Consider the following 20,808-nt stretch of genomic DNA (forward strand, 5'->3'; position numbering starts at 1 on the left):
CATCGTTGTTCGCATGAGCGCATACGTATTCCACTTCGGCGGCGGTGCCACGTCTTCGGACGCTCGGGCCAAGGACAAGACGATCGTCGGCGGCAAGGGCTCCAACCTTGCAGAAATGGCCGGGATCGGCCTGCCGGTGCCTCCGGGCTTCACCATCAGCACCGAAGTCTGCACGGCCTACAACGCCAGCGGGAAGACTTTCGACGATGCCCTGCGCGCTGGCGTCGCTGATGGCGTTTCGCATATCGAAAAAGCCACCGGCCGCGCCTTCGGCGATGCTTCTAACCCGCTGCTAGTCTCTGTCCGCTCGGGCGCGCGCGTCTCGATGCCGGGCATGATGGATACCGTGCTCAACCTCGGCCTGAACGATGACACCGTACAGGGCCTTGCCGCCGGATCGGGCGACGCCCGCTTCGCGTGGGACAGCTACCGCCGCTTCATCCAGATGTATTCAGACGTCGTGCTCGGCCTCGATCATCACCGGTTCGAAGATGCACTGGAAATCGTCAAGGAAGACAACGGCTTCTTCAACGATGTTGAACTAGGTGCCGAACACTGGCAGGCGCTCGTCAGCGAATACAAGGCCATCGTTGCTGAACAGCTTGGCCGCCCGTTCCCGCAGGACGTTCACGAACAGCTCTGGGGCGCAATCGGCGCCGTGTTCGATAGCTGGGAGTCCGATCGCGCCAAGGTATATCGCAAGCTCAACGACATTCCGCACGATTGGGGCACCGCCGTCAACGTGCAGGCCATGGTCTTCGGCAACATGGGCGAAACTTCGGCCACCGGCGTCGCCTTCACCCGCGATCCTGCCACCGGCGAGAAGGCCTATTACGGCGAATGGCTGGTCAATGCGCAGGGCGAGGACGTCGTCGCCGGCATCCGCACGCCGCAGTACCTGACGCTTGCCGCGCGTGAACGCGCAAACGCCAAGCCGCTGTCGATGGAAGAAGCAATGCCCGGCGCCTATGGCGAACTCGCTGCCGTGTTCGAACTGCTCGAAAACCATTATCGCGACATGCAGGACATCGAGTTCACCGTCGAACAGGGCAAGCTGTGGATGCTGCAGACCCGCTCGGGCAAGCGCACCGCCAAGGCTGCGCTCAAGATGGCGGTGGACATGGTGGCAGAGGGCCTGATCGACGAGGCTACCGCGATCAAGCGCATTGATCCCATGGCGCTGGATCAGCTGCTCCACCCAACGCTCGATCCCAAGGCCGTGCGCGACGTGCTGACCAAGGGCTTGCCAGCTTCGCCCGGCGCGGCATCGGGCGCGGTGGTGTTCGATGCCGATACTGCGCAGACGCTGGCCGAACGCGGCGATGCCGTGATCCTCGTCCGCGTGGAAACCTCGCCTGAAGACATCCACGGCATGCACGCCGCCCGCGGCATCCTCACCGCGCGTGGCGGCATGACCAGCCACGCCGCCGTGGTCGCGCGCGGCATGGGCCGTCCGTGCGTCTCGGGCGCGTCCGGCGTTTCGATCGACATGGCGAGCCGCACCGCGAAGATCGGTAATCGCGAGATCAAGGAGGGCGATATCATCACCCTTGATGGTTCGAACGGCGATGTCATGTCGGGCCTGGTGCCCACCGTGGAGCCTGAACTCGTTGGCGATTTCGGTACGCTCATGGTCTGGGCGGACAAGCACCGCCGGATGAAGGTGCGTACCAACGCCGAAACCCCGCTCGATTGCCAGGTCGCGCGCCAGTTCGGTGCCGAGGGCATCGGCCTGTGCCGCACCGAGCACATGTTCTTTGAAGCCGGTCGCATCAGCGCCGTGCGCCAGATGATCCTCGCCGAAGACGAGAAGGGCCGCCGCGCTGCCCTTGCCAAGCTGCTCCCCGAACAGCGCAGCGATTTCCAGTCGATCTTCGAGGTCATGGCGGGGCTGCCCGTCACCATCCGCCTGCTCGATCCGCCGCTGCACGAATTCCTGCCCCACGCCGATGCCGAGTTCGCCGAACTGGCCGAGGCCACCGGGCTTGGCGTCGAGCACCTCAAGCGCCGTGCGGGCGAGCTGCACGAGTTCAACCCGATGCTCGGCCACCGCGGTTGCCGCCTCGGCATCACCTTCCCGGAAATCTACGAGATGCAGGCCCGCGCCATCTTCGAGGCGGCCTGCGACGTTGCCGACAAGAGCGGCGATGCGCCGATCCCCGAAGTAATGATCCCGCTTGTCGCCACGCGCAAGGAGCTCGAAATCCTGCGCGCGCTGGTCGACCGCGTGGCGCTGGAAGTCTTTGCCGAGAAGGGCCGCACGCTCGAATACATGGTCGGCACGATGATCGAACTGCCGCGCGCTGCGCTAATGGCGGGTGAGATTGCCGAGGAAGCCAAGTTTTTCTCGTTTGGCACCAATGACTTGACGCAGACGACGCTGGGCGTGAGCCGCGACGACGCCGCGCGCTTCCTCAACCCCTATGTCGATCAGGGCATCTACCCGCGCGATCCGTTCGTCAGCCTTGACATCGAAGGCGTCGGGCAGCTGGTCGAACTGGCGGCAGAGCGTGGCCGCAAGACCCGGCCCGATCTCAAGCTCGGCATCTGCGGCGAACACGGCGGCGATCCGGCCTCCATCGCGTTCTGCGAGAAGACCGGCCTCGATTACGTCTCGGCCAGCCCCTATCGCGTGCCGATCGCAAGGCTGGCTGCGGCGCAGGCGGCTTTGGACTGATAACCTATTTGGAGTGTTTCCCCGGGGAAACACTCCAACATGGTCTGTCGCGCGCGCTCAGAATTTGGGCGGGCGAAGTGCCTTCGCCCATCCGCTGAGCGTCAGAATCTCGAACCGTTCGGTCACCTTGCCATCGGCTTCTGCCCGCGCGGCGAAGGCTTCCCTGGCGCGAGCGAGGGCGGCCTTGCCCAGCGGCGCGCCTGGCCGGGCAAGGCAGTTGCCCAGCCCCTGAGCGCGTAGGTCACCGATCATCCCTTCCAGCGAGCGGAAGCGCACGTCGATGTGGTGGCTGTCGATAACCGGATCGGCAAAGCCTGCACGCTGGAGCAACTGCCCGCCTGCACGCACGTCGACCATCGGATGGACGCGCGGGGAAGGGCGCTCGCCATCGGCTTCCAGCATGATTGCCCGCAACGCTGGCAACGATCCCGCACCGATGTAACTGGCAATCATCAACCCGCCATCGGCCATTGCGCGCCGCAGATGCACCAGAGCGCCGGGCAGGTCGTTGACGGTGTCCAGCGTGCCTATGCTCGCGATGAAGTCGTATCCCCCATCGGGATAGGGTGCTTCCTCGTTCAGCGGCACGATCCCGAGCGCCGGATCGCGTTCGTCGACGTGCACGCCACTGCCCCTCAGGCTCTGCGCAACTGTCTCGGTCCAATCGCCCACGACCAGAGCGCGACTCGGCTCGTGACGGAGGAAGGAAAGCCGGTCGAGCACGTCGTCGGCCATGTCCTCGATCAGGTAATGCGGCGCGTCGGGCTGCCTCTGGAGCCATGCCATCCGGCGGCGCAGGGCATTGCGCCGTTCCGGAGCGAAAATAACGGGAGGAGTGCTGGCCATTTCCGGGCACTGCCCATGTCCGGGCGTCTTGCCAAGGGGGGCAATCGTGCGAGGATCACGGCGTGAAGCTTTCCGCTGCCCTGACGCCGATCGTGGACTTCGTCTTCCCACCGCGCTGCCCGCTCTGCGGCGGCCCCGTCGCATCGCATGGCGGCCTGTGTCTTGCCTGTTGGGATGGCCTTGCGGTGCCTTCGGGAACTTGCTGTTCGCTCTGCCAGCGTCCGTTGGGGGAGGGGCATGGCACCGAGGCAGAACTGGTTTGCGCCCCCTGCATGGCAGAATCACCGCGCCATGCCGGAATCGCTGCCGCCACGCTCTACAACGATCCCTCGCGCGCGCTTGTTCTCGCGCTCAAGCACGGTCGGCGCATCGGGCTCGTTCCGATGATGGCGCGGATGATCGCGCAGCGCCTGCCGCCGCTTGAGGGGAACTGGCTGGTGGTGCCCGTGCCGCTCCATCGCTGGCGGCTGATGCGGCGCGGCTTCAACCAGTCAGCCTTGCTGGCTCGCGAAGTTGCGCGGCTCACCGGCAAACGTCTCATCGTAGACGGTCTCGTCCGCACGCAGCCCACGCCGTCGCTTGGAGGCCTTAACCGCACGACGCGCGCCAGGGTCCTGCGAGGCGCGATTGCGCCGCATCCGGGGCGAGGCGCCTTGCTGAAGGGCTGCAATGTCCTGCTGGTCGATGACGTCATGACCAGCGGCGCCACGACCGACGCGTGTATCATCGCCCTGCGCAAAGCGGGCGTGGCGCAGGTCCGGATCGCCTGCTTCGCTCGGGTTCTCGACGAAGCGCTCGATGCCTTGCGGGAACGAGTCGAAGTGCGACCCTGAGTTGCGTGGAAAGACCACGAACGAAACGCCCGGGACCTGCAGGTCCCGGGCGCCGTCGTGACGAATTTCTGCGGGCGTTCGCGTGTTTCGCGATAATGACGGCCCCCTGACCGTCCCGCCTTTTTCCCTCACCTTCCGGAAGGCGCTTCGCGCGGCCCCTTTGGGCCTGCAGCGAGGCAGCCGACCGACCCCTCATCGTGTGTCCCTGAACATTGGCGCGCGATGCACTGCCGCTTCTTGGAAGCTGGCCGTTCAGTTCGCGGCTCCCTCAAGCCGCTGACGCTTCATCACCCATTCATGCCCCCGACGGAAGTGGATTGTGCTGTCCGGGTGGATTTTGCGTGCCTGTGTGGTTATCCTGCAACAAATCCGCCATGTTCCGGCGGAGTGGAAAGGTTCGAACCATCTTGTCCAGTTCTGACGATACCGCACTGCGCGAGCAGGGTACTGAATTCATGCCGAAATTCGACTCGAACGGCCTGCTCACCGCGGTCGCGGTCGATCACGCCTCGGGTGCATTGCTGATGCTCGCGCACGTCAATCGTGAGGCGCTCGACAAGACGATGGAGACCGGATTCGCGCACTTCTATTCCCGCTCGCGCAAGGCGCTGTGGATGAAGGGCGAGAGTTCGGGCCACGTGCTCCGCGTGATCGAGATGCGCGTCGATTGCGATCAGGATGCGCTCGAACTCCGCGTCGAAGCGGCCGGCCCTGCGTGCCACACCATGGCGACGTCATGCTTCTACCGTCGTGTTGTTTCTGACGGAACACTGGAGCGCATCGTCGATTGACGCTTACGTAAAGGTTAGTTAGCAAGGTGGCATGTCACAGCATGCTGCCACAGCGACTCACGTTCCGATCGACCATACCGGTCATCTCGATCAGCCTGACGCGCTGAAGCGGGACCAGTTCACAATTTCCGATCTCTCGAACGAGTTCGGGGTGACGGCCCGCGCCTTGCGCTTCTATGAGGATGAGGGCTTGATCGCGCCCGAGCGCGTCGGGCTTTCCCGCATATATTCCAAGCGGGACCGCGCACGTCTCGCCTGGATCATGCGCGCCAAGAACGTCGGCTTCAGCCTCGCCGAAATTCGCGACATGATCGACCTCTACGATATGGGCGACGGCCGCGCGGAGCAGCGCCGCGTCACCATCGCCAAGTGCCGTGAGCGGATCGAGAACCTGCGCCGCCAACAGGCAGACATTGCTGCGACGATCGACGAACTGACCAGCTTCGTCGATCTCGTCATCGCCAAGGAGCGGTCGGAAGGCCGCGATCCAACCGTCTGAAGGCCGGACGCCTGAAAGGGACAGGACACAATGCCGATCTACAATGCGCCCACCCGCGACACCCGCTTCGTCGTCAACGAACTGATCCGCCTCGAAAGCTACGGCAATCTGCCCGGCTTCGAGAGCGCCACGCCCGACATGACCGACGCGATCATCGAGGAAGCCGGACGCTTCGTTTCCGAAGTGATCGCTCCGCTCAACCTGTCGGGCGACAAGGAAGGCTGCACGCGCCATCCCGATGGCAGCGTGACCACGCCAACCGGCTTCAAGGACGCCTATCGGCAGTATGTCGAAGGCGGCTGGGGCACGCTTTCGGCGCCGGAAGAGTTCGGCGGACAGGGCCTGCCGCACGTGATGGGCTTCATCATGGAGAAGTACCTCGCCACCGCCAACCAAGCCTTCGCGATGTATCCGGGCCTTGCCAACGGCGCGATCTCGGCAATCCGGGCCAAGGGTTCGCCCGAGCAGCAGACGATGTATCTGCCCAAGATGGTCAGCGGCGAATGGCTCGGCACGATGAACCTGACCGAGCCGCATTGTGGCACCGACCTCGGCATGATCCGCACCCGCGCCGAGCCGCAGGCCGATGGCTCCTATGCGATCACCGGGACCAAGATCTTCATCTCGGCAGGCGATCATGACCTGACCGAGAATATCATCCATCTCGTACTCGCCAAGACGCCGGGAGCACCTGAATCGAGCAAGGGCATCTCTCTGTTCATCGTGCCCAAGTTCATCGTCAATGCCGATGGTTCGCTGGGCGAGAAGAACGGCGTTTCGGTCGGTTCGATCGAAGAGAAGATGGGCATCCACGGCAACGCGACGTGCGTGATGAACTACGATGGCGCCAAGGGCTGGCTCGTCGGCGAGGAGAACAAGGGTCTTGCCGCAATGTTCATCATGATGAATGCGGCACGCCTCGGCGTCGGCATGCAGGGCCTTGCGCAGGCCGAAGTGGCTTACCAGAACGGCCTGGCCTACGCGATCGATCGCCGTCAGGGCCGTGCGCTTACCGGGCCTGCCGATCCGCAGGCGAAGGCCGATCCGATCATCGTGCACCCCGACGTGCGCCGCATGCTCATGGACGCCAAGACATTCATCGAAGGCATGCGTGCCCTGTGCCTGTGGGGCGCGCTGCAGGTCGATCTTTCGCACAAGGCGGCCACGGCAGAAGAGCGCGAGATGGCGGACGATCTGATCAGCCTGCTCACGCCGGTGATCAAGGGCTATGGCACCGACATGGGTTACAAGGTCGCCACCGACATGCAGCAGATCTGGGGCGGCCACGGCTACATTGCCGAGAACGGCATGGAGCAGTTCGTCCGCGATGCCCGCATCGCAATGATCTACGAAGGCACCAATGGCGTGCAGGCGATGGACCTTGCCGGACGCAAGCTTGCGCTGAACGGCGGGCGCGCGGTGCAGGCACTGTTCGCGCTGATCGACGCCGAGTGTGCCGAGGCAACGTCTGACGAGACCGTCAAGCTCGTTGCAGAGCGCCTTGGCAAGACGGCTGGCGAGATGAAGGCCGCGACGATGTGGTTCATGCAGAACGCCATGGCCAATCCCAACAACCTCGGCGCGGGCGCTTATGCCTACATGACGCTGACCGGGATCGTATCACTCGGCCTGATGTGGCTGCGCATGGCCAAGGTGGCCGCTGCCGCCATCGCCGACGGTGCCGAAGACAAGGCGTTCTATGAAGCCAAGCTGGCCTGCGCCCGCCATTGGGCGACCCGCTACACCACCGAAGCCGGTGCCCTGCGCCGTCAGGTCGAGGCTGGCTGCGAGACGATCATGGCACTGACGCCGGAGCAGTTGGCCATCGCTTGATCGGTCAGGCCAGAACCCAGCCGAGAAGGAATAGCAGACTTCCGAGCAAGGCGGTGATGCACAGGATGAGGACGAGCCCAAAGCCGTCCATAAGCCCGCCATCACCGCCAAGGGCTGCGTAGCCTGCGATTGTCAGGATGCACCAGCCCAGCCATGACATGAGCATCAGCGGTGCCTTGAGCCATACGTTGCTGAAGCCTCGCCAGTGCCACAAGGCGTAGGCAGACCCGAAGACGACCAGACCCTGCACGCTCGCAATCAGGATGAGCACGACAAAGCTCAAGCAGCGAGCACTTCGTCCAGCAGTTCCATCAGTGCGGCCCAGCTTTGCCGGTCGGCACTGGCGTCATAACCGATTGCTGCCATGCCGCGTTCGTCGCTACCCGGGTCGGTGAAGCCGTGGCGGACGCCGCTGTAGCTGTGAAAGTGCCAGTTGGCGCCGGCCGCGTCCATTTCCTCCCAGAAGGCCAAGACTTGGGAGCGCGGGACCATCGGGTCGGCGTCGCCGTGGCAGACGAGGATGCGCGCCTTGATCGCGCCGGGAGATGCCGGTGCTTGCGTATCGAGCAGACCGTGGAAACTGGCTGCGAGCACGAGGTCTGCTCCATCGCGCGCCAGTTCCAGCGCGGCTTGGCCGCCCATGCAGTAGCCGACAGCGGCAACCGGCAAGGCTTGCGCCTCCGGCAGTCCGGTCAGTGCGGCAAGCCCTGCGCGAAGGCGCTGGCGGTAGCCTTCGGCGCATGACCGCAACGGGCCTGCCAGTTCGCGCGCATGATCGAAATCGCGGACCTGCACGCCGTAGAAATCCGCGATCATGGCGAGATAACCCGCCTGCGCCAGCATGTGGGCGCGGCGGATCATCGGCGTGTTGCAGTTGGCGATGGTCGGCAGGACGAGGACCGCGGCGCGCGGCCGTCCTTCCGGCTTCATGAGAAAGCCGGTGAGGGGAACATCGCCGTCGGAGTAATCGACCTGCTCGACCGCCATCGGCCTTACTCCGGCAGAAAGTCCGGAACCGACAGGTATCGTTCGCCAGTATCGTAGTTGAAACCGAGGACCCGGGTGCCGGCAGGCAGGCTTTCAAGCTTCTGGGCAATCGCCGCAAGCGTGGCGCCCGACGAGATACCGACGAGGATACCCTCCTTTGATGCGCATTGCCGGGCCATTTCCTTGGCGTCTGCCGGATCGACCGTGATGGCGCCATCGATGGATTTGGTGTGAAGGTTGCCCGGAATGAAGCCCGCGCCGATACCCTGGATCGGGTGCGGGGCAGGCTGACCGCCCGAGATCACCGGCGACAGCGTCGGCTCTACCGCATAGGCCTTCATTGAGGGCCAATGCTTCTTCAGTTCTTCGGCGCAGCCCGTCAGGTGACCGCCGGTGCCGACACCGGTGATCAGCACATCGATTGGCTCGCTGGCGAAGTCCTTGAGGATTTCCTGCGCGGTGGTGCGGACGTGAACGGCAACGTTTGCCGGATTGTCGAACTGCTGGGGCATCCAAGCGCCTTCGGTGTTCTCGACAAGTTCCTTGGCCCGTTCGATCGCGCCCTTCATGCCCTTTTCGCGCGGGGTTAGGTCGAAGGTGGCGCCATAGGCAAGCATCAGGCGACGCCGTTCGAGCGACATCGACTCTGGCATGACAAGCACGAGCTTGTAGCCCTTGACCGCCGCCGCCATGGCAAGGCCGATGCCGGTGTTACCCGAAGTCGGCTCGATGATGGTGCCGCCGGGCTTGAGGCTGCCATCAGCCTCTGCAGCCTCGATCATGGCGAGGCCGATCCTGTCCTTGATCGAGCCGCCGGGATTGGCGCGCTCGTTCTTCACCCATACCTCGTGGTCGGGAAACAGGCGGGACAGGCGAACATGCGGGGTGTTGCCGATAGTGGCGAGGATGGAATCCGCTTTCATGTCGCTTGCTCCTTGGAGTGAAGGGGGGAGTCCGGTACCTTGTCTAGGACGATCTGTACCGCGCTGCAAAGGTTCGTGCGTTCTTCAATTCGGGGAACAGGAAGAACCATGCGCCCGTAACGACTATGGCCGAAATACCGCCGAACAGTACGGCTCCCACCGCGCCAATCAGTGCTGCAGCCACGCCGGACTGCATTTCGCCCAGTTCGTTGGACGCCGAGATGGCGAGGCCGGAGATCGAGGAGACCCGTCCGCGCACGTCATCCGGCGTGTGCAACTGGACCAGCGTGTTGCGGATGAACACGGAAACCATGTCGCCAGCGCCGACGCCCATGAGCATGAGCAAGGACAGGTAATAGTTGGTCGAAAGTCCGAAGCCGATGGTGAAGAGACCATAGACGACTACGCCCAGCAGCATCTTGTTGCCGACATTGTGCGTGATGGGGCGCTTTGCCAGAACAAGGCCGACGAGGACGGCGCCAAGGCTCGGCATCGCGCGCAGCAGCCCCAGCCCGTCCGCGCCTACAGGCTTGCCATCGAGAAACAGGATATCGCGCGCAAACACCGGCAGCAGCGCAGTCGCTCCGCCGAGAAGAACGGCGAACAGGTCGAGTGTCACGCAGCCCAGCAGGAAGCGGTCATTCCAGACGAAGCTCAGGCCCTCGCGGATCTGGCGGACAGGATGCGCATCGCGGTTGCCTTCAGGCGGCGGCAGTCGGCGGATACCGAAGATGCACAGGGCCGACAGAGCCAGAAGCACCGTCGCCGTCCAATACGGCAGGGATGCGTGACCAGCGAACAGCAGGCCAGCCAGTGCGGGCCCAACGACAGATCCGGTCTGCCATGCCATGGAATTGATCGCGACGGCCTTTGGCATCAGTTCGGCGGGCACGACGTTGGGCGCAATCGATGAAAGCGCCGGACCGATGAAAACGCGGGCCGTACCGTGCAAGGCACCCAGGCCGAACAGCAGTGGCAGCGTCAGCAGATCAAGATAGGTGCAGCTTGCCAGAGTCAGCGCGATCGTCAGGTCAATACAGGTCGAAAGACCCGCTACGTTGCGCCGGTCGAACCGATCGGCGACCACGCCTGCCACGGGCGTCAGCACGAAAAGCGGGAGGAACTGCGCCAGCCCCAGCAAGCCCAATTGGAACGCGGCAGTTGCAATCGACATGCCATACTGGCCGCGCGCGACATCGTAGAGTTGGTATCCGAGGATTACCACCATGCCGGACGTAGCGAGAACCGAGAAGAAGCGCGCGATCCAGAAGCGCCGGTAGTCGGGAATGGCGAGAGGCGATGTCGGCGCTATGGCTGTGCCGGTGTCGGATGATGATGAAGCAGTCACGCGGCGTGCCATGCCAGCACGCCTTCGAATTGCCAACAAAGCAAAATTTGGGTTCCGCCCTGCGGTGAACTTTCAGTTCTGCAGGTCAGCTCTGGCCGCGAGAGCGCGGTCCTGGTTGCAGCGAACGGATCATCTTGGTGAAATCGTCGAGACGCACGATGCGCTCGAACTGGAAACCGGCACGGTCACCATCGGTCCACACGAGGAACGCCTCGATTCGCCCGATTACCGGCAGGCGGACCGTGACCCGTTCTCCCCGCCCAAGATCGCTGACGCCACTGGCCATGAAGCCGGTGGTGGAGATATTGGCGAACTGTAGCAAAATATCGCCAAGCGCCCGATGCTCGCCGATCACCGGCAGGTTTACCGGGTGACGGTTGGATCGACGCAGATCGGTGACTGAAAGCTGGGCTCCGCCGCGCATCGTTCCTCCTGGCGCATGAGTGACTGTGCCGAAGGATATAGCTTCAAATTGGCGAATAATTCGTAAAGCCCCGGCAGATCCTTGCCGGAACCGGCAGGCTATTGCCGTTAGGAATCAGGCAACCGAAGACGCCGCTTCGTATCAGACGCGGCGCAGGATACCGTGCTTCTTCTTACCCGAGGAAACGCGAATTTCCTCAGATAACAATGGGATACGATACCCTTCATCCGTGACCGAGACCCCGTCGACGCGTGCACCGCCGCCGGTGACAAGGCGCTTGGCCTCGCCCCTGCTGGCAGCAAAGCCAAGGCCGACCAGAACGTCGATGATGCCGATGCTATCTTCGGTTATTTCCAGAACGGGGAGGTCCTGCCCGAGTCCGCCGCCGGCAAAGGTCGCGGCAGCAGTCGCTTCGGCAGCCTTGGCCGCATCCTCGCCACGCACCAGACGCGTGACCTCGTTGGCCAACACGACCTTCGCCGCATTGATCTCGCTACCCTCGAGCGATTCGAGTCGCATGATTTCGTCGAGCGGCAGGTCGGTGAACAGGCGCAGGAACTTGCCCACGTCGCGATCATCCGTGTTGCGCCAGAACTGCCAGAAGTCCCAGGCGGGCAGAGCGTCTTCGTTGAGCCAGACGGCACCGGCGGCGGTCTTGCCCATCTTCTTGCCGTCGGCCGTGGTGAGCAGCGGCGTCGTCAGGCCGAACACCTCCTTGCCGTCCTTGCGGCGGGTCAGTTCGATGCCGTTGACGATGTTGCCCCACTGGTCCGACCCGCCCATCTGCAGGCGCACGCCCATGTCCTTGTTGAGGTGACGGAAATCGTACCCCTGAAGGATCATGTAGTTGAACTCGAGGAAGGTCATCGGCTGTTCGCGCTCGAGTCGGAGCTTGACCGAATCGAACGTCAGCATGCGGTTGACGGTGAAGTGCGTGCCGACTTCCTGCAGCAGTTCGATGTAGCCGAGCTTGCCCAGCCAGTCGTGGTTGTTGACCATGACAGCATCAGTCGGGCCGTCGCCGAACTTGAGCAGCTTGGAGAAGACCGTGAAGATCGAGGCGATGTTGTCTTCGATCGTTTGGTCCGACAGCATCTTGCGGCTTTCGTCGCGCCCGGTCGGGTCACCGATCCGCGTCGTGCCTCCGCCCATCAGGACGACGGGCTTGTGTCCGGCCTGCTGCAGACGGCGCAGCATCATGATCTGCACAAGGCTGCCGACATGGAGCGACGGTGCAGTTGCGTCGAAACCGATATAGCCCGGCACCACGCCCTCGCTGGCCAGCTTGTCGAGCCCTTCGGCATCGGTCAGCTGGTGGATGTAACCGCGCTCGTCGAGCAGGCGAAGAAGTGAGGAGCTGTACTGCGTCATGATCGCGCGCGCCTAGCACGATGACGAGGGCAAACAAAGGCCTCGCCTTGGGCGAAATGGCCGGCCTGCTAGGTACCAATCTCGAAAATCGCAGCCAGTGCTTCCTTGTGGCCTGCGCTTTCACAGCTTTCGGATGCGATGGAGACGTTGTGGATTGCCGCGCCAAGGCGGATCGTGCCGGTCGTCACGCATCCGCCCGGATAGCCGCCTGCGACGTTTAACCGGGCGCCGGGCTTTGCATGAAGCGTCAGGTACGCCCTTACCGTCTCCCCGCTGATGCGCACCACTGGTTGCAGATCAGTCTCAACGGCCTGCGCATATGCGGCCTGCGCTGCCTTCACGACATTCGCGGCATCATCGATCTTGATGTCGCTTGCGGCCTTTTTGGTCTTGAACTTCATGTAGGAGACGAGAACGCCCGAACCCGGACCACGAAGGCGGCTTTCCGTTGCCTCCTCCATCACGTCCTTCATGCCGGGAAAGCCCATGGCCGGGTTCTGCATCGAGGTGCCGGTCCAGTCGTCGCCAAGCGTCACCTTGATGCCACCGCCGATGGCGAACTCCTTCGCCAATGCCTGGCTGGCAGTCATGGCTGCGGCCGCCACGGCAAGCGTGATGATTGTGCGCGTCCCGATCATTGCTTTCCCCTCCGGCAAGCGGTTAGTTCCACGATCATGCCGATCCTGTCCAGCCATCCCTTGCATCCGCCTCTGGCAGTCTCCTCCGTCGAAGCGCGAATCCTGTCGCATGCCAGACAATGGATGACCTTGCGTTGGCGGGTCGAGGGCACGCAGCGGCTTGTGGTGCCATCGTTTGCGGGCAAGAGGCGGGCGGACGGCTTGTGGCAGGCCACCTGCTTCGAGCTGTTCGTGAAGCCTGATGGTGGCGAGAGCTACGCCGAGTTCAACTTCTCGCCTTCGCAACGATGGGCTGCGTATGATTTCAGCGGCTATCGCGAAGGGATGGCAGAGCGACCGATGCCCCGCGATCCGGTGTGCACGCCGCGCCGTGGTCAGTCCGTTCTTATATTCGATGTGGCATTGCCTCCTGCTGCGCTACCGTCGCTCCCCGCCGCGATTGGACTGACGGCGGTGATCGAGGAGGAGGGCGGGCAAAAGTCCTACTGGGCCATGGCCCACCGCGAGGACCGGCCCGATTTCCACCACGCGTCTTGCTTCGCGGCCTCGCTTGAGGCACCGAGCGCGCCATGAAATTCGGTATCGACCGGCTGCTTGCCGACCCCGCCCTGAGGAAGCCGCTCGAAGGAAAGCGCGTGGCGCTCGTCGCGCATCCCGCTTCGGTGACGGCAGGGCTGGTCCACTCGCTTGATGCGCTGATCGCAGCGGGCGTGAACGTGACGTCTGCTTTCGGCCCGCAGCATGGATTGAAGGGCGACAAGCAGGACAACATGGTCGAGACGGCGGACGAGCTCGATCCGACCTATGGCATCCCCGTGTTCAGCCTCTACGGCGAGGTACGTCGGCCGACCGGGCAGATGATGAGCACGGCGGATGTGTTCCTGTTCGATCTGCAGGACCTTGGCTGCCGCATCTACACTTTCGTCACCACGCTGCTCTATTTGCTGGAAGCGGCGAGCGGGACAGGCAAGGCGGTGTGGGTGTTGGACCGGCCCAATCCGGCAGGGCGCCCGGTGGAGGGCACCACGCTGCTGCCGGGCTGGGAGAGCTTTGTCGGCGCAGGGCCGATGCCGATGCGCCACGGGATGACGCTGGGCGAGATGGGCGCGTGGTTCGTCGAGCATTTCAAGCTCGAGGTGGACTATCGCGTAATAACGATGGATGGCTGGGAGCCGGAAGGCGCGGGCTTCGGCTGGCCAGAGAGCCGGATCTGGATCAACCCGTCGCCCAACGCCGCCAGCCTGAATATGGCGCGCGCCTATGCCGGAACGGTGATGATCGAAGGCGCGACGCTGTCCGAGGGGCGCGGCACCACACGCCCGCTCGAGGTGCTGTTCGGCGCGCCGGACGTGGACGCCAAGGCGGTGTTGGCCGAGATGCGCAGCTTTGCCCCACAGTGGCTGGAAGGCTGTGCGATCCGCGAATGCTGGTTCGAGCCGACCTTTCACAAGCACGCCAAGACGCTGTGCAGCGCGTTGATGATCCATGCCGAGGGCGCGTTCTACGATCATCACGCGTTCCGTCCGTGGCGATTGCAAGCCTTGGCCTTCAAGGCGATCCGGCGGCTTTATCCCGATTACCCGATCTGGCGGGACTTCCCTTACGAGTACGTGTTCGACAAGCTGGCGATCGATGTGATCAACGGCGGACCTGCGCTGCGCGAATGGACGGACGATGCAGCAAGCGAGGCAGGCGATCTGGATTTGCTGGCAGGGCGCGACGAAGCTGCCTGGATCGAAGAAAGACGGCGCTTCCTGCTGTACTGATGCCAATAGGACTTAGGCTGGCCGCCCGGTCGCTTCCTACGCCTTGCCGGTCAGCTTGTCCCAGTCATCCCAGCTGATCGCGTGGCCGGGATAGGCGACCTTGGCGAAGGGCCAGTCCTTGGCGAGCCACTTGACGACCCATGCGTAAAGCTCGGCTTCAAAGCCTGCATCGTATTCGGCCTTGGTCACCCACATCCGCACCACGGCATCGTAACCTGCAACAGGGCTCGGCTGGACATAGACGCAGCCGCGCTCGCGCGTGCCGTCGGGCGTCAGGACTGCGTAGGCGAATGATTTGCGCTGGGCGAAGCGGGCCTGTTCGGTCTCCATGTCGACCATCGCCTCGGCATCGGTGATGCCGGGATGCGGCCACGCGGTGCTGCGGGTGAAGGTCTTCTGCAGGTGCTCGATCGACGACATGTAGGCGTCAAAGTCGATCTTCACGAGCGCGGGGCCGAGGGGGACGAGCTTGAAGCCCTTGCCTTCGGCAAGAGTCGGGACCGTGAAACTGGCAGGGACGAGCGGAGGCTTGGGGGCAGCGGCGAAGACAGGGCGTGCTGCGAGGGTCCCGACGGTCATTACGAGGCCTGTGCAAGCTTGTCTTCGGTTCATTCCGGCTTCTCCCTGCGGTGTCAGAGGGAGCTAGGGCGGGGTGGCGGGGTGCGGCAATACGTCGTTTGCCCTCGCCTTTATCGCCACACGGGTGAGCGCTTCTCCAGGAAGGCGGTGATGCCCTCGTCGGTGTTCTCGTCCATCATGTTCTGCGCCATGACTTCGCAGGCGAGCGCATAGGCTTCAGCGCGGGGACGTTCCCGCTGGGTCTGGAACAGGGCCTTGCCGCGGCGGATCGCGCCGGGGCTCTTGGCGATGATCGTGTTGGCGAGGTCGTCCACGGCAGCATCCAGCACTTCGGGTGCGGTGACTGTATTCACCAGGCCCCAGTCCGAGGCGGTGCGGGCATCGATGAACCTGCCGGTGACGAGCATCTCGAAAGCGCGCTTGGTGGGCACGTTACGGCTGAGCGCGACTGCAGGGGTTGAGCAGAACAGGCCGACGTTTATGCCCGAAACGGCAAAGCGCGCGTTCTCAGACGCTACCGCCAGATCGCAGGCACCCACGAGCTGGCACCCTGCCGCCGTAGCGACGCCATGGACGCGGGCGATGACGGGGATAGGCAGGGCCGCGATGGCTTCCATCACCTCGGTGCAGGCGGCGAACAGGCGGCGGTAGGCATCGAGACTACGGTCGGCCTGCATCTCAACTAGGTCATGGCCCGCGCAGAACGCCTTGCCCGCGCCCGAGATGACCACGACCCGAGCGGCAGGGTCTGCGGCAATCTTGGAAAGTTCCGACTTCAGGTTGGCAAGGAGGGATTCGGACAGGGCGTTGAACTTGTCGGGGCGGTTTAGCACGAGGTCGTAGCGACCCTCTGGCGTCCGTTGCGAGAGGATCACTGCGTTCATCTTCTGCCCCCTGGACTTAGTGTTTCTTGCGGGTGAGTTCCCGCATGGCCCCGTCGAGTCCCTCGAGAGTTAGCGGGTACATGCTGCCGCCGATCAGGTCCTTGATCATCTTGGTGGATTGCGAATAGGTCCACTGCTTTTCGGGGACCGGATTGAGCCAGACCGTCGCCGGATAGGTCTGCGCGACCCGGTGCATCCACACCGCGCCCGCTTCCTCGTTGAAGTGCTCGACACTGCCGCCGGGATGGCTGATCTCGTAGGGGCTCATCGCCGCATCGCCAACGAATACCACTTTGTAATCGTGGCCGAACTTGTGGAGGATGTCCCAGGTTTTCGTGCGGTCAGACCAGCGGCGCTTGTTGTCTTTCCACACACCTTCATAGAGGCAGTTGTGGAAGTAGAAGAACTCCATGTTCTTGAATTCCGCAGTGGCGGCGCTGAACAGTTCCTCGACCAGCTTGATGAACGGGTCCATCGATCCGCCGACATCTAGGAACAGCAGGAGTTTGACCGCATTGCGCTTTTCCGGGCGCATCTTGATGTCGAGCCAGCCCTGGCGTGCGGTGCCCTCGATCGTGCCTTCAAGGTCCAGTTCGTCCGCCGCGCCTTCGCGGGCGAAGCGGCGCAGGCGGCGGAGCGCGATCTTGATGTTGCGGGTGCCAAGTTCTCTGGTGTTGTCGAGATTGGCGAATTCGCGCTTTTCCCAGACTTTTATGGCCCGCTTGTGCTTGCTCTCGCCGCCGATGCGGACGCCTTCGGGATTGTAGCCGGAATTGCCGAACGGGCTGGTGCCGCCGGTGCCGATCCACTTGTTGCCGCCCTGGTGGCGTTTTTCCTGTTCCTCCAGACGCTTCTTGAGCGTCTCCATGATCTCTTCCCACGATCCGAGGGACTTGATCTTCTCCATCTCCTCTTCGGAGAGAAACTTTTCGGCGATGGCCTTCAGCCAGTCCTCAGGAATGTCGACCGGGCGCTGGCCATAGTCGGTCAGGATTCCCTTGAAGACCTTGTTGAAGACCTGATCGAACCGGTCGAGCAGGCCTTCGTCCTTCACGAATGTGGCGCGTGAGAGGTAGTAGAAAGCCTCGGGCGTCTGCTCGATCACGTCCTTTTCCAGCGCTTCGAGCAGCACGAGGTGCTCCTTGAAACTGGCCGGTATGCCGGCGGCACGCAGTTCGTCGACGAAGTTGAAAAACACCTGTGGCCGCTCCTTTGACTTAACCGGATGATTAAGGTGTGCGTCGGCGATCGGCAAGGGTTGTTGCGCGACCGAACGCATCGGCGATGCAGCGATAGGCGGTTGAGCATCAGCGGCAAACGGTTAAGCCATGAATCAACGTGGTTAAGAGGCGTTTACCATGAGTCGCGCCACTGGTTTCTTGGCGATTGTCGTGCTGCTGTTGGGCCTTGCCGGGGCGGGGCTGCTGCTGCCTGCGCCGTCCGCACGCGCGGACGCGCAAGAGACAGCCCTTCCGCTGGCCGTGCCGCAGCCTTTGCCGTCAGCACCCCATCCGCAACTGCCGCCACCGGTGCAGGACGTGGTGCAATCCGGGGTGCTGATCGTGGTCAGCAAGGCATCGCAGCGGATGCACGTCTTCAAGGACGGCGCGCATTGGGGATCGTCGCCGGTGTCTACCGGAAAGCGCGGTCATTCGACCCCTGCGGGTGTCTTTCCGATCTTGCAGAAGAAGGTCTATCACCGCTCGAACATCTACAGCAACGCGCCGATGCCGTTCATGCAGCGGCTGACCTGGCGCGGGATAGCGATCCATGCGGGCTATTTGCCTGGCTATCCTGCGTCGCACGGTTGCATCCGCCTGCCGCGAAGCTTTGCCAAGGCCCTGTTTGGCCTGACGCAGGCGAGCCGGACCACGGTTGTCGTCACCAACGCGCCGCTTCGCTCGGAGGAAGGGGCGATCACTCTGGCGCTGAACGCGCAAGACCCTGGCGTGCCTCAACTACAGACACCCGGACCGCAGCTGGCGCGGGCTTCGGATGCCCCGGCACAGACGATCCAACTGGCGGCGGCGTTGAGCCCTTCAGAGGCAGAGGCACACTGGCTCGACGCAGTGGCGCGTCATCCCGAGCTGTCAGGCTTCCGCAAGGTGGTGGTTCCGGCAACGATCGGGGCGCGCAAGTACTGGCGATTGCGCGCGAGCGCTCCCGGAGCCTATGCCGTCTGCTCATCGCTCAAGCGTTCGGGCACGGATTGCTTCAACGTGATCTGATGCGATGGACTGCGGCGACCAGCACGAAAGAGATGTACATCAGCAGGTACCACGCGCCCAGTTTGGCCGGAGATACCAGCGTCCAGCCGTTGCGCTGATTCGGGTAGATCCACGCGCGTGAGAAGGTGGCGATGTTCTCGGCAAACCAGATGAACAGCGCCACGAGAAACCACCCGAGCAGCAGCGGCATCCGACGATCCTCGCGCCAGACCCGGAAGACGACCTGCGTGCGCCAAAACAGAAGAGCCATTGCGGCAAAGAGCACGAGCCGGACGTCAGTCAGCCAGTGGTGGGCGAAGAAGTTCACATAGACCCCAACCGCCAGCACATAAGTCCACAGCAACGGCGGGTAGGAGGGAAAGCGGAAGTCGAAAATCCGCCAGACACGGGCGATGTAACTGCCAACGCAGGCGTACATGAAGCCGGAGAACAGCGGCACGCCGCCGATGCGAAGCACGCTGGGTTCGGGATAAGTCCACGATCCGTAAGCGGTCTTGAACAGTTCCATGACCGTGCCAACGACATGGAAAGCCAGAATGACTTTCGCTTCTGACAGGGTTTCCAGCCGAAACGCCAGCATGGCGATCTGGATCAGCAGGGCACCGATTGTCAGCGCATCGTAGCGGGCGAGCGGGGCATCAGCAGGCCAGAACAGGTGCGTGGCCATCAGCATGGCCAGCATCAGGCCTCCGAAGAGGCATGCCCAACCTTGCTTGAAGCCGAACAGCAGGAATTCGTAAGCCCACGCGGGTGGGCCCGGAAAAGGTGCAAAGGCTTCGAGCCGCGCACGCACCATCGCAAACCGCGTATGGGCGGCCGATCGAGTCTCTGGCGGGGTTCGCGGTGCGTGCACGTATCAGGTGGCGGGCGGCGGCGGGGGCGGCTGCTGCGGCCAGCTTTCGAGCGAGGGATCGATCTGCGCGCATTCCGGTGCATCGTCGGTCCAGATGATCGCTTCGGGCCGCAGTCCATGGCCGGCATCGAGCGCGCCGAAGCGGACAGTCTTCAAGTGCGGACGCGCCGAGCTCTGGGCATAGATCTGGGTACCGCACGAGGGGCAGAAATGGAACGTCAGGGTGTTGCCGCTGGCCGCCGTCCATGTGTTCTGGGCGAGGGCACCTGCAATGTTGACGTCCTCGGTCTTGAAGATGGCGTTGTTGGTTGGCCCACCGGCGGCAATCTGCTGGCACTGGCGGCACCAGCACTGGCGCGTGGCGATGGGCTCTCCGTCGATGCTGAGGCTGATGGACCCGCAGGCGCATTGGCCGGTGTGGGGCATGGCTGAACCTTCCTTCTGCCGCGAGGACAATTGGCTATTGTTAGTGTTACATACAATTGTTTATGGTGCGTCCCTTCGGAGAGGATAACACCATGACGCTCAAGCTCTACAGTTTCGGTCCCGCCGCCAACTCGATGAAACCGCTGCTGACGGTGTTCGAAAAGGGTCTCGATGTCGAGAAGCACCGGCTCGATCCAGCAAAGTTCGAACACCATACCGACTGGTTCAAGGCGATCAATCCGCGCGGACAGGTTCCAGCGCTGGTGGATGGCGGCAAGGTTGTGACTGAGTCGACGGTGATCTGTGAGTACCTCGAGGACGAATATCCGACCGAAGTCTCGCTCCGCCCCGCCGACAGCTTTGGACGTGCGCAGATGCGGATATGGACGAAGTGGGTGGACGAGTACTTCTGCTGGTGCGTCTCGACCATCGGCTGGCACCGCTATGTCGGCAACATGGTCAAGGACCTGAGCGACGCCGAGTTCGAGGAGAAGGTAAAGGCAATCCCGGTTGTCGAGCAGCAGGTGAAGTGGCGGCGGGCTCGTGAAGGCTTCCCGCAGGATCTGCTCGACGAGGAAATGCGCAAGATCGGCTATTCGGTGCGCAAGCTGGACGACCATCTGGCCGACCACGAATGGCTGGTGCCAGGGCAGTACACGCTGGCCGACATCTGCAACTTCGCTATCGCGAATGGAATGCCCTTCGGCTTCAAGGAACTGGTAAACAAGGAAGACACTCCGCACCTCGTCCGCTGGATCGAGCAGATCAACGAGCGTCCGGCAGTGAAGGCGATGTTCGCGCAGGTCGAACTGGAGAAGCTTGGGCCTCGGGAATAGGTCTGGCCATTTGCGCTCACCCCGAGTTTGTCGAAGGGTTCTGCCGCGATGGTGGCGGCAGATGCT

22 protein-coding genes are annotated in these 20,808 nt (G+C 63.2%); 9 read left to right on the plus strand and 13 right to left on the minus strand.

The genetic code is table 11. The annotated features are described in order from the left end of the window. Positions 1 to 13: 13 nt before the first annotated feature. Positions 14 to 2,677 carry a pyruvate, phosphate dikinase gene (gene ppdK, locus IQ25_RS15300; RefSeq protein ID WP_144907148.1) on the plus strand — a complete coding sequence of 888 codons (2,664 nt, stop codon included), beginning with the start codon at positions 14 to 16 and terminating at the stop codon, positions 2,675 to 2,677. Between the two features lie 57 nt (positions 2,678 to 2,734). Here the strand turns inward: ppdK and IQ25_RS15305 are convergent, their stop codons facing one another. Continuing rightward, a complete protein-coding gene (locus tag IQ25_RS15305) occupies positions 2,735 to 3,523 on the minus strand; it encodes a class I SAM-dependent methyltransferase (RefSeq protein WP_144907149.1) in 789 nt (262 codons plus the stop codon). Positions 3,524 to 3,585: 62 nt separating this feature from the next. Here IQ25_RS15305 and IQ25_RS15310 point away from each other — a divergent pair, with 62 nt between their 5' ends. The 4 genes from IQ25_RS15310 (at position 3,586) to IQ25_RS15325 (ending at position 7,479) form a co-directional block, all read left to right on the plus strand. Further along, entirely contained in the window at positions 3,586 to 4,356 is a 771-nt protein-coding gene (locus tag IQ25_RS15310) for a ComF family protein (protein WP_144907150.1), read from the plus strand. Positions 4,357 to 4,763: 407 nt separating this feature from the next. Next, positions 4,764 to 5,147 (plus strand): phosphoribosyl-AMP cyclohydrolase, encoded by a 384-nt coding sequence (hisI, locus tag IQ25_RS15315; protein ID WP_407070602.1) that lies wholly within the window; start codon positions 4,764 to 4,766, stop codon positions 5,145 to 5,147. Between the two features lie 31 nt (positions 5,148 to 5,178). Continuing rightward, a complete protein-coding gene (locus IQ25_RS15320) occupies positions 5,179 to 5,646 on the plus strand; it encodes a MerR family transcriptional regulator (RefSeq protein ID WP_144907152.1) in 468 nt (155 codons plus the stop codon). 30 nt (positions 5,647 to 5,676) lie between these two features. Then, a complete protein-coding gene (locus IQ25_RS15325; protein ID WP_144907153.1) occupies positions 5,677 to 7,479 on the plus strand; it encodes an acyl-CoA dehydrogenase C-terminal domain-containing protein in 1,803 nt (600 codons plus the stop codon). A 4-nt stretch (positions 7,480 to 7,483) separates the two neighbouring features. Here IQ25_RS15325 and IQ25_RS15330 read toward each other — a convergent pair whose 3' ends face one another. The 7 genes from IQ25_RS15330 to IQ25_RS15360 all read right to left on the minus strand — a co-directional run bounded on the left by IQ25_RS15330 (position 7,484) and on the right by IQ25_RS15360 (position 13,170). Next, entirely contained in the window at positions 7,484 to 7,750 is a 267-nt protein-coding gene (locus IQ25_RS15330; RefSeq protein WP_144907154.1) for a hypothetical protein, read from the minus strand. Between the two features lie 8 nt (positions 7,751 to 7,758). Further along, a complete protein-coding gene (locus IQ25_RS15335) occupies positions 7,759 to 8,466 on the minus strand; it encodes a dienelactone hydrolase family protein (RefSeq protein ID WP_144907155.1) in 708 nt (235 codons plus the stop codon). A 5-nt stretch (positions 8,467 to 8,471) separates the two neighbouring features. Next, positions 8,472 to 9,389 (minus strand): cysteine synthase A, encoded by a 918-nt coding sequence (gene cysK / locus IQ25_RS15340; RefSeq protein ID WP_144907156.1) that lies wholly within the window; start codon positions 9,387 to 9,389, stop codon positions 8,472 to 8,474. 43 nt (positions 9,390 to 9,432) lie between these two features. Continuing rightward, a complete protein-coding gene (locus IQ25_RS15345; protein WP_144907157.1) occupies positions 9,433 to 10,749 on the minus strand; it encodes an MFS transporter in 1,317 nt (438 codons plus the stop codon). Positions 10,750 to 10,822: 73 nt separating this feature from the next. Then, on the minus strand, positions 10,823 to 11,161 hold the full coding sequence (locus IQ25_RS15350) for a PilZ domain-containing protein (RefSeq protein ID WP_144907158.1): 339 nt from the start codon (positions 11,159 to 11,161) through the stop codon (positions 10,823 to 10,825). Between the two features lie 141 nt (positions 11,162 to 11,302). Continuing rightward, positions 11,303 to 12,532, minus strand: coding sequence for a tyrosine--tRNA ligase (gene tyrS, locus IQ25_RS15355; RefSeq protein ID WP_144907159.1), 1,230 nt, complete (start codon positions 12,530 to 12,532; stop codon positions 11,303 to 11,305). Positions 12,533 to 12,600: 68 nt separating this feature from the next. After that, positions 12,601 to 13,170 carry a hypothetical protein gene (locus IQ25_RS15360; RefSeq protein WP_144907160.1) on the minus strand — a complete coding sequence of 190 codons (570 nt, stop codon included), beginning with the start codon at positions 13,168 to 13,170 and terminating at the stop codon, positions 12,601 to 12,603. 123 nt (positions 13,171 to 13,293) lie between these two features. Here IQ25_RS15360 and IQ25_RS15365 point away from each other — a divergent pair, with 123 nt between their 5' ends. Continuing rightward, positions 13,294 to 13,743 carry a DOMON-like domain-containing protein gene (locus tag IQ25_RS15365; RefSeq protein WP_338112232.1) on the plus strand — a complete coding sequence of 150 codons (450 nt, stop codon included), beginning with the start codon at positions 13,294 to 13,296 and terminating at the stop codon, positions 13,741 to 13,743. Next, positions 13,740 to 14,936, plus strand: a complete 1,197-nt coding sequence (locus IQ25_RS15370) for an exo-beta-N-acetylmuramidase NamZ family protein (RefSeq protein WP_144907162.1) — start codon at positions 13,740 to 13,742, stop codon at positions 14,934 to 14,936. The genes IQ25_RS15365 and IQ25_RS15370 overlap by 4 nt, the downstream gene beginning before the upstream one ends. 36 nt (positions 14,937 to 14,972) lie before the next feature. On the opposite strand, the gene IQ25_RS15375 is transcribed toward IQ25_RS15370, so the two are convergent. From IQ25_RS15375 to IQ25_RS15385, 3 genes are all read right to left on the minus strand, one after another. After that, a complete protein-coding gene (locus IQ25_RS15375; RefSeq protein ID WP_246415818.1) occupies positions 14,973 to 15,515 on the minus strand; it encodes a twin-arginine translocation pathway signal protein in 543 nt (180 codons plus the stop codon). Between the two features lie 110 nt (positions 15,516 to 15,625). Beyond that, positions 15,626 to 16,399, minus strand: a complete 774-nt coding sequence (locus IQ25_RS15380; protein ID WP_144907164.1) for an enoyl-CoA hydratase — start codon at positions 16,397 to 16,399, stop codon at positions 15,626 to 15,628. Positions 16,400 to 16,415: 16 nt separating this feature from the next. Beyond that, positions 16,416 to 17,597, minus strand: a complete 1,182-nt coding sequence (locus IQ25_RS15385; protein ID WP_144907165.1) for a vWA domain-containing protein — start codon at positions 17,595 to 17,597, stop codon at positions 16,416 to 16,418. A 160-nt stretch (positions 17,598 to 17,757) separates the two neighbouring features. Here IQ25_RS15385 and IQ25_RS15390 point away from each other — a divergent pair, with 160 nt between their 5' ends. Beyond that, positions 17,758 to 18,627: a L,D-transpeptidase family protein gene (locus tag IQ25_RS15390; RefSeq protein WP_144907166.1), complete on the plus strand. Its 870-nt coding sequence runs from the start codon at positions 17,758 to 17,760 to the stop codon at positions 18,625 to 18,627. On the opposite strand, the gene IQ25_RS15395 is transcribed toward IQ25_RS15390, so the two are convergent. Further along, on the minus strand, positions 18,614 to 19,423 hold the full coding sequence (locus IQ25_RS15395; RefSeq protein WP_144907167.1) for a DUF817 domain-containing protein: 810 nt from the start codon (positions 19,421 to 19,423) through the stop codon (positions 18,614 to 18,616). The genes IQ25_RS15390 and IQ25_RS15395 overlap by 14 nt on opposite strands. Positions 19,424 to 19,483: 60 nt before the next feature. Next, positions 19,484 to 19,906, minus strand: a complete 423-nt coding sequence (locus IQ25_RS15400; RefSeq protein ID WP_144907168.1) for a GFA family protein — start codon at positions 19,904 to 19,906, stop codon at positions 19,484 to 19,486. A 92-nt stretch (positions 19,907 to 19,998) separates the two neighbouring features. Between IQ25_RS15400 and IQ25_RS15405 the strand changes: the two genes are divergently transcribed. After that, complete coding sequence (locus tag IQ25_RS15405; protein ID WP_246415819.1) at positions 19,999 to 20,742, plus strand: glutathione S-transferase family protein; 744 nt, start codon at positions 19,999 to 20,001, stop codon at positions 20,740 to 20,742. The last annotated feature ends 66 nt before the right edge of the window (positions 20,743 to 20,808 follow it).

It is taken from the genome of Novosphingobium taihuense (assembly GCF_007830315.1).
Classification (GTDB): Bacteria; Pseudomonadota; Alphaproteobacteria; order Sphingomonadales; family Sphingomonadaceae; genus Novosphingobium; species Novosphingobium taihuense.